6 protein-coding genes and 1 tRNA gene are annotated in these 9,497 nt (G+C 74.8%); 4 read left to right on the top strand and 3 right to left on the bottom strand.

Annotation, left to right across the window (positions count from 1 at the left end; genetic code table 11):
• Positions 1–184 precede the first annotated feature (184 nt).
• Entirely contained in the window at positions 185–1,636 is a 1,452-nt protein-coding gene (locus ACI8AC_RS21470) for a zinc-dependent metalloprotease (protein ID WP_456899874.1), read from the bottom strand.
• Positions 1,637–1,836: 200 nt separating this feature from the next.
• On the opposite strand from ACI8AC_RS21470, the gene ACI8AC_RS21465 reads away from it, so the two are divergent.
• The 4 genes from ACI8AC_RS21465 (at position 1,837) to ACI8AC_RS21450 (ending at position 7,588) form a co-directional block, all read left to right on the top strand.
• A complete protein-coding gene (locus tag ACI8AC_RS21465; RefSeq protein ID WP_456899873.1) occupies positions 1,837–2,859 on the top strand; it encodes a YlbL family protein in 1,023 nt (340 codons plus the stop codon).
• Between the two features lie 265 nt (positions 2,860–3,124).
• The gene (locus tag ACI8AC_RS21460) at positions 3,125–6,058 is read left to right on the top strand and encodes a UPF0182 family membrane protein (RefSeq protein WP_456899875.1); all 2,934 of its coding nucleotides are present in this window, start codon (positions 3,125–3,127) and stop codon (positions 6,056–6,058) included.
• A 104-nt stretch (positions 6,059–6,162) separates the two neighbouring features.
• Positions 6,163–6,239, top strand: a tRNA-Met gene (locus tag ACI8AC_RS21455).
• Between the two features lie 122 nt (positions 6,240–6,361).
• The gene (locus tag ACI8AC_RS21450) at positions 6,362–7,588 is read left to right on the top strand and encodes an acyltransferase family protein (RefSeq protein ID WP_456899872.1); all 1,227 of its coding nucleotides are present in this window, start codon (positions 6,362–6,364) and stop codon (positions 7,586–7,588) included.
• A 12-nt stretch (positions 7,589–7,600) separates the two neighbouring features.
• Here ACI8AC_RS21450 and ACI8AC_RS21445 read toward each other — a convergent pair whose 3' ends face one another.
• Positions 7,601–7,954 carry a hypothetical protein gene (locus ACI8AC_RS21445; protein ID WP_456899871.1) on the bottom strand — a complete coding sequence of 118 codons (354 nt, stop codon included), beginning with the start codon at positions 7,952–7,954 and terminating at the stop codon, positions 7,601–7,603.
• 49 nt (positions 7,955–8,003) lie between these two features.
• On the bottom strand, positions 8,004–9,359 hold the full coding sequence (locus ACI8AC_RS21440) for a threonine/serine ThrE exporter family protein (protein ID WP_456899870.1): 1,356 nt from the start codon (positions 9,357–9,359) through the stop codon (positions 8,004–8,006).
• Between the last annotated feature and the right edge of the window lie 138 nt (positions 9,360–9,497).

Below are 9,497 nucleotides of genomic sequence, written 5' to 3'. Positions count from 1 at the left end.
TCCTGCAGAACTCAGTCTGGCTGTGACCTCCAGCTAGCAGCCGTGGCAGTGATCCGGTGGGGACCCGGGGTGCGCCAGCGACCTTCTCAGTCAGTCACCGGCCCGTCCAGGGTCCTCCAGTGAGCAGGCCGCGCGCCCGCGCCCGGGTGCGCCCGCCGGTCCCGGGCGGAGCGTCCCGGCTGGGTCAGCCCTGCCCGTCCCGGCGGTCCGGGTCGTCCCCATCCCGTGCCGGGTCGCCGGGAGCGGCGTCGCCCGGTGCGGCACCGCCGGTGTCGCCGGGGGCGGCGTCGGTGCGGGCGTCGTCCCCGCCCTTCGGCTGCTCCCCGGTCTCGGCGGTGAGCGCCTGCAGCTCGTCGTCCAGACCCTGGCGGGCCACGAAGTCCAGCGGCTCGTCGAGGTCCTCGGAGGTGGGCAGCAGGTCGGGGTGCGACCACAGCCGGTCGCGCGCCTCGCTGCCGTGCTGCTGGGCCATGGCACCCCACACCGTCGCGGCGTCCCGCAGCCGCCGGGGCCGCAGCTGGAGGCCGACGAGGGTGGCGAAGGTCTGCTCGGCCGGGCCGCCCGAGGCCCGGCGGCGCCGCATCGTCTCGGCCAGCGCGCCGTGGCCCGGCAGGCGGTCGGCGGCGGCCGCGGCGACCACCGCGTCCACCCAGCCCTCGACCAGCGCCAGGAGGGTCTCCAGCCGGCGCAGCGCCATCTGCTGCTCCGGCGTCTCCTCCGGCTCCAGCACGCCGCTGCCGAGCAGCGCCTGGATGCTCTCGGGGTTGGTCGGGTCGATGCCGCCCATGGACCCCATCGCCTCGGAGAGGCCCCGCTCGATCGCCTCCCGGTCGATGGTGATGCCGCGGGCGTAGGCGTGCACGGCGTCGGCCAGCTGCTGACGCAGCCACGGCACGTGGGCGAAGAGGCGCAGCGACGCGGCCTCGCGCAGCGCGAGGAACAGCCGCACCTCGTCGGCGGGCCGGTCGAGGCCCGCCGCGAACTCGGCGACGTTCTGCGGCACCAGGACGCCGGTGCCCTCGGGGGCCAGCGGCAGCCCGATCTCGGTCCCGGTGAGGACCTCACCCGAGAGCCGGCCGAGGGCCTGGCCGATCTGGGCGCCGAACATGAGCCCGCCGATGCGTCCCATGATCCCGGCGAGCGGGCCGGCCATGGCCGCGGCCTCGGCCGGCAGGGCGCTGGTCATCGCGCCGGTCACCCGCTCGGCGAGGGGGTCGATGAGCCGACCCCACTCCGGCAGGGTCTGCTCGAGCCACTCCACCCGCGACCAGGCCACGGCGCGGTCGACCCCGGAGGGCAGGTCGGTGACCTGGTCCAGCCACAGGTCGGCCAGCCGCAGCGCCTCGGTGGCGGCGCCCCGCTCGGCGTCGGACGACGGCTGGGAGCCCGTGGCCAGGGTGCTGATCGCCCCCTGGCGGGCGAGGTCCCAGTTGACCGGGCCGCCGGACCAGTTCATCAGCTTCTGCAGCTCGGCGAACAGCGGCATCTTGCCGAGCAGCTCCTCCGGCGTGCCGGCACCGGGGCCGCCGCCGAAGAGCGCCCCGAAGCCGAACGGGTCGTTGCCCCCGGAGCCCGGCTGGTCGCCGCGCTCGGGATCGCGGTCGGGCATGCCGAAGCCGAAGGGCAGGTCGCTCATGCCCCCACGGTAGACGCGTGATCTCCCGGTGGAGGGCCCGTCCGCCCTGAGCGGACGGCGGACGGCGCCCCGTCCGGGGGGCTCGCGCCGGGCGTGCGCGGCGTGGGGGCGAGGTGGTCTGGTCGGCCCTCGTGCAGGGTCCCGCCGCGAGCCTGCGAGCGGTGGGGGGCACGAGGGTCCTTTCTCTAAGCTGGCCGGTCGTGACCCGTCGGATCGCCGTCCTCAGCGTCGGTGTGGTGCTGCTGGTGGTGTTCGGCGTGCTCGGCGCGGCGGTGCCGGTGCCCTACGTGGCCCAGGTGCCCGGGCCCACCTTCGACACGCTTGGCGAGGTCGAGGGGGAGCCGGTCATCGGCGTCGACGGTCGCGACCGCAACGAGGTGTCCGGAGAGCTGACCCTGACCACGGTGGGGGTCAGCCGGGCCGGGCTGAGCCTGGTGGAGGCGGTGCAGGGCTGGTTCGACGACGAGGTCAGCGTCGTCCCGGAGGAGACGGTGTACCCCTCCGACCGGACGGAGGAGGAGACCCGGCAGGCCAACCGCCAGGCGTTCCTCACCTCGGAGGAGGCGGCCGAGGCCGCCGCGCTGGGCGAGCTGGGCTACCCGACGAAGGTCGTCGTCCGGGGGCTGGGTGAGGACTCGCCGTCCGAGGGTGTCCTCGAGGAGGGGGACGCGATCGAGAGCGTCGACGGGCAGCCGACCCCCGACCTGGCCACCCTCGACGAGGTGCTCGCCGGTATCCCGGGCGGCACGGAGGTCCCCGTCACCCACACCCGGCTCGGCGAGTCGACGACCGCGACGGTGACCACCCGGGCGGCCGAGGACGGCGCCGGTTCGCGGCTCGGCGTGCTGGTCCGCGAGCAGCCGCACGCGCCGTTCGACGTCGACATCCAGGTGGAGGACGTCGGTGGTCCCTCCGCGGGGCTGATGCTGACCCTCGGGATCCTCGAACTCGTCGGCGACGAGGACCTCACCGGCGGCGCCTCGATCGCCGGGACGGGGACCATCACCCCCGACGGGACGGTCGGGCCGATCGGCGGCGTCCAGCTGAAGATGGTCGCCGCCGCCGGGATCGGGGCCGAGCTGTTCCTCGTCCCGGCGGACAACTGCGCCGAGGCCCTGGCCGCCCCCCAGCCGGGGCTGACCACCGCGCGGGTGGCGACGCTGGGCGACGCCCTGCAGGCCCTGGAGGACTTCCGGGCCGGGCGGACGCCGGAGTCGTGCTGACCGGCGGGCAGGGCCACCGGGGGAGCGGCCACCGGGGGAGCGGCCACCAGGGGAGCGCGCCCCGGAGGGTGAGCCCCGATCGCCCGGATCCTGGGGGATGCTGGCCGCCGGAGCCGGTACGGGAACCCGCAGCGCTCCCGTCCGTTGGATTCGGATGATCGGGCGAAGTCGGAACGGCTCGTCTCGTAAGTCCACGGGCCCCTCGGGGCCCAGCTCCGTGGCTGCCCGCCACGACCGCATCACCTGAAGGAGTCCGCTCGTGGCCATGCGGCCCCCCGTGTCGGTGCCGGCACTGTCCCGGCGCGCCAAGGTGGTCATCGGGGCCATCGCCGTGCTGCTGGTCCTGTTCACGGCCATCGGGACCCTCACCAACGTCTACGTCGACTACCTGTGGTTCGACGAGACCGGGTACACCGAGGTCTTCTGGACCGAGCTGCAGACCCGCGCGCTGCTGTTCGCCGTCGCGGGCATCGCCACCGGCGGGCTCACCGCCCTGGCGATCTACCTCGCGTACCGCTTCCGACCCACGTTCCGGCCCATGTCGCTGGAGCAGCAGAACCTCGAGCGCTACCGCCAGTCGCTCGAGCCGCGGCGCACCCTCGTGCTCACCGCCGTGGCCGTGGTGCTCGGCCTCTTCGCCGGCTTCACCGCGCAGGGGAACTGGGAGACGTGGCTGGAGTTCCGCCACGCCACGCCGTTCGGTCAGACCGATCCGCAGTTCGGCCTCGACCTGTCGTTCTTCGTCTTCGAGTACCCCTTCTACCGGCTGCTGCTCGGCTTCGGCTTCGCCATCGTGCTGCTGTCGCTCATCGGCTCGCTGCTGACGCACTACGTCTTCGGCGGGCTGCGGCTGCAGACGCCCGGGCAGAAGCTGACCGGCGCGGCGATGGTCCAGCTGTCGGTGCTGCTGGGCCTGTTCGTCGCCCTCAAGGCGGTGGCCTACTGGTTCGACCGGTACGCCCTGGTCTTCTCCGACCGCGGTGAGCTGTTCACCGGTGCCAGCTACACCGACGTCAACGCCCTCCTGCCGGCCAAGACGATCCTCGTCTTCGCCGCGGCGGTCTGCGCGATCGCGTTCTTCGCCAACATCGTCGTCCGCAACTTCCGGCTGCCGGCGGCCGCCCTGGTGCTGCTCCTGCTGTCCAGCCTGGTGATCGGCGTGGCGTACCCGGCGATCGTCCAGCAGTTCGTCGTCCGGCCCAGCGCCGACCAGCGGGAGTCGGAGTACATCGAGCGGGCCATCGCCTCGACGCGGGACGCCTACGACCTCACCGACGTGGAGTACGTCGACTACGCCCAGCAGAACACCGGGGACGAGGTGGACACGGAGGCGGTGCTCGCCGAGCTGCGCAACGACACCGAGACCATCCCCAACGCCCGGCTGCTGGACCCCAACGTCCTGTCCGACACGTTCACGGCGCGCCAGCAGATCCGCAACGTGTACGGCTTCCCGGAGAAGCTGGACATCGACCGGTACACGGTCGACGGGGAGACCCAGGACTACGTCGTCGCGGTCCGCGAGCTCAACAGCGACGCGCTCAGCGAGAACCAGCAGACCTGGATCAACCGGCACACGGTGTTCACCCACGGCAACGGGTTCGTGGCGGCGCCGGCCAACCAGGTGGTCGCCGGCCAGGAGGGCGGCGAGCCGAACTTCACCACCCGGGACCTGCCGGTCCGGGGCGACATCGAGGTCGAGCAGCCGCGGATCTACTACGGCGAGCTGATCGAGGACTACTCGGTCGTCGGTGCGCCCGAGGGCGCCGAGCCCCGCGAGTTCGACCTGCCGGAGGGCAGCGACGGCGAGGGGCAGATCAACAACACCTACGACGGCGAGGGCGGCGTCGCGATCGGCAGCTTCTTCCGGCAGCTGACGTTCGCGATCTACTACCGGGAGCGGAACTTCCTGCTCTCCAGCGCCGTCAACGACGCCTCGAAGGTGCTCTACGTCCGCGACCCGCTCGAGCGGGTGGAGAAGGCCGCGCCGTTCCTCACGGTGGACGGCGACCCGTACCCGGCGGTCATCGACGGCCGGGTGACCTGGATCCTCGACGCGTACACGACGTCCGACTCCTACCCGTACGCCGAGCAGATGGAGCTGGGCGAGGCGGCGGCCGACGCGCTGACCGGCACCGGGACGACGGCGCTGCCGAACGACACGTTCAACTACATCCGGAACTCGGTGAAGGCCACCGTCGACGCCTACGACGGCACGGTGCGGCTGTACGAGTGGGACGAGCAGGACCCGGTCCTGCAGACCTACATGGAGTCCTTCCCGGGCACCGTGGAGCCGCGGGCGGAGATGCCCGAGGAGCTCGTCAGCCACGTCCGCTACCCCGAGGACCTGTTCAAGGTGCAGCGGGACATCCTGACCCGCTACCACGTCAGCGACCCGATCGACTTCTACAACCAGAACGACCGCTGGCAGGTGCCGGCCGACCCGACGCAGGACACCCAGGAGCCGCAGCCGCCGTACTACATCCTGGCGCAGCGACCCGGTGACCCGGCGGCGAGCTTCCAGCTCACCAGCGCGCTCAACGCGTTCCGCCGGGAGAACCTGTCGGCGTTCGTGTCGGCGTCCAGCGCGCCGGAGACGTACGGCCAGATGCAGGTGCTGGTGCTGCCGGGCAACACGCCCTTCCGGGGGCCGCAGCAGGTGCAGCAGTCCTTCATCACCAACAACCAGGTCCGGCCCGACCTCACGCTGTTCAACAGCGCCGAGTCGCGGGCGGTGTTCGGCAACCTGCTCACCCTGCCGATCGGCGAGGACGGCCTGCTCTACGTCGAGCCGCTCTACGTCGAGGGCACCGGTGAGAACTCCTTCCCGCTGCTGCAGAAGGTCCTGGTCAACTACGGCGACCGGGTCGGCTACGCCGACACCCTCGCCGAGGCGCTCGACCAGGTCTTCGGGGCCGGAGCGGGTGAGGCGGCGGCCGACAGCGACGACATCGCCGACACCACCGAGGACGCCGCCGAGCCGGCGCCCGCGCCGCAGCCGACGGAACCGGCCCCGGCGCCGCCGGAGGGTGGGGACGGTGTGCCGCTGGACCAGGCGGTGGCCGACCTGAACGCCGCGCTGGAGGCGCTGCGCCAGGCCCAGCAGAGCGGTGACTTCGCCGCCCAGGGGCAGGCGCTGGCCGACCTGCAGGCCGCGGTGGAGGCCTACCAGGCCGCCCAGGCGGCCCAGCCCACCGGCTGACACCGCACCCCACCGGTCGACGCCCCGCCTCCGGGGGTGTGGCCGGCCCCACCCGGGGCCCGGCTGCACGCCCGGAGGCGGCTGGGGTACGGTGGAGTCACCGACGCGGGGTGGAGCAGCTCGGTAGCTCGCTGGGCTCATAACCCAGAGGTCGCAGGTTCGAATCCTGCCCCCGCTACCACCACACGAGGGGCCGGTCCGCACGCGGACCGGCCCCTCGTGTGGTGTCGGGGGGACGTCCCGGCTGCCCTGCGGACGGCGGATCCCCTGTACAGCTGCGCCGGTGGCTGGGAGCGTCCTCGCGTGCCGAACGGTGCCGGCCGGGCCCCGACCCCCTCCCGACTGGAGCGGTCCCCGGTGGGGGCGGACCGCTGGCCGGGGCTGGACGTCGCGCGGGTCGTCGTCGTCGGCGGGCTCATCCCGTTCCACGCCGCCCTGGTCTACGACGCCACGGACGACTTCTACGTGAAGAGCGACCGCACCGCCGACCTCGTCCCCCTCGCCGGCCCCGTGGTCGTGGTCGCGATGCCGCTGCTCTTCCTCGCCGCCGGCATCGGCGCCTGGCACTCCTGGCGGGCCCGCGGCACGGGGGAGTACCTGCGCCGCCGGGTGCGGCGGCTGCTCGTGCCGCTGATCGCCGGCGTCGTCCTGCTCTGCCCCCTGCCGGTGTGGCTGCGGCTGCGCGGGACCGCGGGGTACACCGGGTCCTACCTCGAGTTCTGGCCGCGGTTCCTCCACGTCCGCTGGGACTGGTCGGAGTTCCCGTTCGTGCTCCGGCCGGCCGGGGACGGGCCGGGCTTCGAGACCGGCCACCTGTGGTTCGTGCACCTGCTGCTGCTCTCCTCGGTCGCCGTGCTCCCGCTGTTCGCCTGGGCGGGATCGGTGCGCGGCGGGCGCACGCTGCGGGCGGTGGCCGCCCTGGCCGCCCGGCGGCGGGGAGCGTTGCTGCTGCCCGCCGTCCTCCTGGGGGCGCTCGCCGCGGGCCTGGGGCTCGACGAGGGCATCGCCGCCGGCACGGTGCCCGGGTACCTCCTGTTCGTCGCGGCCGGGGCGGTGCTCGCGGCGGACCCGGGATTCCGCCCGGTGCTGCGCCGGGACGCGGGCCTCGCCGCGGTCGTCGCGGCAGGACTGCTCGCGGTGGCCGGGGCGGTCATGGCCCTCGGCGGTGGCGGGGACCTGCTGCTCGACCGCGACCCGGTCCACCTGGTGGGGCGGGCCGCGTTCGGCGCGGCGGGGTGGTGTGCCGTCCTGGCGGTCGTCGGGGCCCTGGCGCCTGCCCGGCCGCCCGCGCCGGGGGCCGTCCCGGGCCGGGCGGGCCTCCTCGCCCGGGTGGCCCCGGCGGTGCTGCCCTGGTACGTGCTGCACCAACCGGTCGTCGTGGCGGTCGCCTACCTGGTGGTCGGGACCCCGCTGCACCCGGCGCTGCAGTACGGGGTCATCTGCCTGGCGTCGGCGGCGCTCACGTGGTCGGCCTACGACCTGCTGGTCCGGCGGACGGCGCTGACCCGGGCGCTCTTCGGCGGGAGCTGAGCCGCAGGCCGCTCAGACCGTCGTGGCCCACTCCACGAGGCCGGCTCGGCGCGGCCGGGGCAGGGGGACGGCGGGGTCCGGGCGCCGGGGGAGCAACCGGGGATCGGGACCCCGCGTCGACGCCGGGGACGGCGCCGCCGCGGCGTGCCGGGCCGGGGACGGGGGCTCCTCGGCGGGACGCAGGGCGGTGAGGTCCACCCAGGTGGTGCGTCGCATGCCGTCGACCCGGCAGCGGACGCGGACCCGGCAGCGACCGTCGGGGTCGTGCCGCCATCCCAGCAGCTCGCCGCGGTACCAGGTCCCCGCGTGGTGGACGTCCACCGGGGCCGGGTCGGCGAGGGCGCTCCACCGGCCGTCGCCCCCCATGGCAGCGACACTAGGGCAGGATTCGATCACTTTCCGTGAGGCACGCGCATCAGCGGCGGGCCGGCCGGCGCCAGCGCGTGCGGGCCGTCCCGACCGGGAGCGGGGCGGGACGGCGGCGCGGCCGCGCACCGGGGCCCCGGCTCCCGTCCGTGCCGGCCGCGGCCCGGCGTCGGCGGGCGAGGTGCTCGCCCAGCAGCACCCCCGCCGCCAGCGCCAACCCCGTGGTCACCGCCTCCCCGAGCAGCGTCACCCCGCTGATGGTGTCGCCCTCGGCGAAGCGGCGCATGCCGCGGTAGATCGTCAGGCCGGGCAGCAGCGGGATGATGCCGGCGACGACGTGCACCAGGGCGGGCACCCGTCGCCACCGGGAGACCAGGGGACCCGCCAGGCCGACGGTGGTGGCGGCCACGGCCGCGGCCACCGGCGTGTCCAGCGAGGCGGCGCCGACCGCGGCGAAGACCGCCCAGCCGAGGGCGCCCGCGGCACCGGCCACCGGGACCGCCCGGCGCGGGGCGTGGTTGGCCACGGCGAAGCAGGCCGACACCGCGGCCGCGGCCAGCAGCTGCACGGCCAGCGGTCCCAGGGGCTCGGTCGACGGGTCCCCGATCCGCACGGGCAGGCCGAGCCGCAGGCCCACCGAGAGCCCCGCCGCGACCCCGGCGATGATGCCCGCGGTGAGCAGGAAGGTCTCGAACGCCCGGGCGGCCGCGGTCACGTAGAAGCCGGAGATGGCGTCCTGCACGCCGCCGACCAGCGTGACCCCGGGCAGCAGCAGCACGATCCCGCCCGCGACGACGAGCGAGGGGCGCACCCCCACCTCGGCGGCGACGAGCGCGAGCGCCACGGCCGTGGCGATGAGCCCGCCCACCACGTTCTGGTAGAAGGCGGGCAGCTGCCCTCGGGCCAGCCGGGCGAGGACCAGGTCGATGACCACGGTGGCCCCGAAGGCCGCCGCGGTCACCTCGGGCCCCGCTCCCAGCAGCACCGCGACCGCGGCGGCCAGCCCGGCCCGGGCCCCGGTGACGACCCAGCGGCGGTAGGGGCGCCGGGCGGTCACCAGCTCCCGCAGCCGTCGTTCGGCCTCCGGCTGGGTGACCTGGCCCGCCACGAGGTCGTCGACGAGGTTGTGGGCGGCGGTCACCCGCGTGTAGTCGAGCTCGCGCTGCTGCACCAGCCGCATGCCGGTCACCGGCGCGTCCCCCGGCGCGGACTGGGCGGACATCGCGATCGAGGTGAAGGTGATGTCGCACTCCACCTCGTGCAGCCCGGCGGCCTCGGCCAGCGCCGTGCAGCGGGTGGTGACCTCGGCGGCGCCCGCACCGCCGGCCAGCAGCACCTCACCGCACCGCAGGGCCAGGTCTAGGGTCCGGTGGACGGGGGTAGGGACGGCGGGAGCGGCGCTCATCGCCGTCCAGCCTCCCCGACCCGGGTCAGGTCGCGCCCGGTGGGTCCGGTCACGTCGAGGAAGCTCCGGGCGGTGTGACACCTTGTCTCCCCAGGCGCTCGGAGACCCGCGCCTGCGGTTCGTCGTCGCTCCGAGCCC

The sequence above is a fragment of the Geodermatophilus sp. SYSU D00758 genome (genome assembly GCF_054049955.1).
The sequence above is the reverse complement of the archived record's forward strand: the minus strand, read 5'-3'. Positions and strand labels throughout refer to the sequence as shown.

What these genes read in the sequence shown, in the direction of transcription:
- ACI8AC_RS21470 (WP_456899874.1), bottom strand. Translation starts at nt 1,636, where the DNA reads ATGAGCGACCTGCCCTTCGGCTTCGGCATGCCCGACCGCGATCCCGAG.
- ACI8AC_RS21445 (WP_456899871.1), bottom strand. Translation starts at nt 7,954, where the DNA reads ATGGGGGGCGACGGCCGGTGGAGCGCCCTCGCCGACCCGGCCCCGGTG.
- ACI8AC_RS21440 (WP_456899870.1), bottom strand. Translation starts at nt 9,359, where the DNA reads ATGAGCGCCGCTCCCGCCGTCCCTACCCCCGTCCACCGGACCCTAGAC.
- ACI8AC_RS21460 (WP_456899875.1), top strand. Translation starts at nt 3,125, where the DNA reads ATGCGGCCCCCCGTGTCGGTGCCGGCACTGTCCCGGCGCGCCAAGGTG.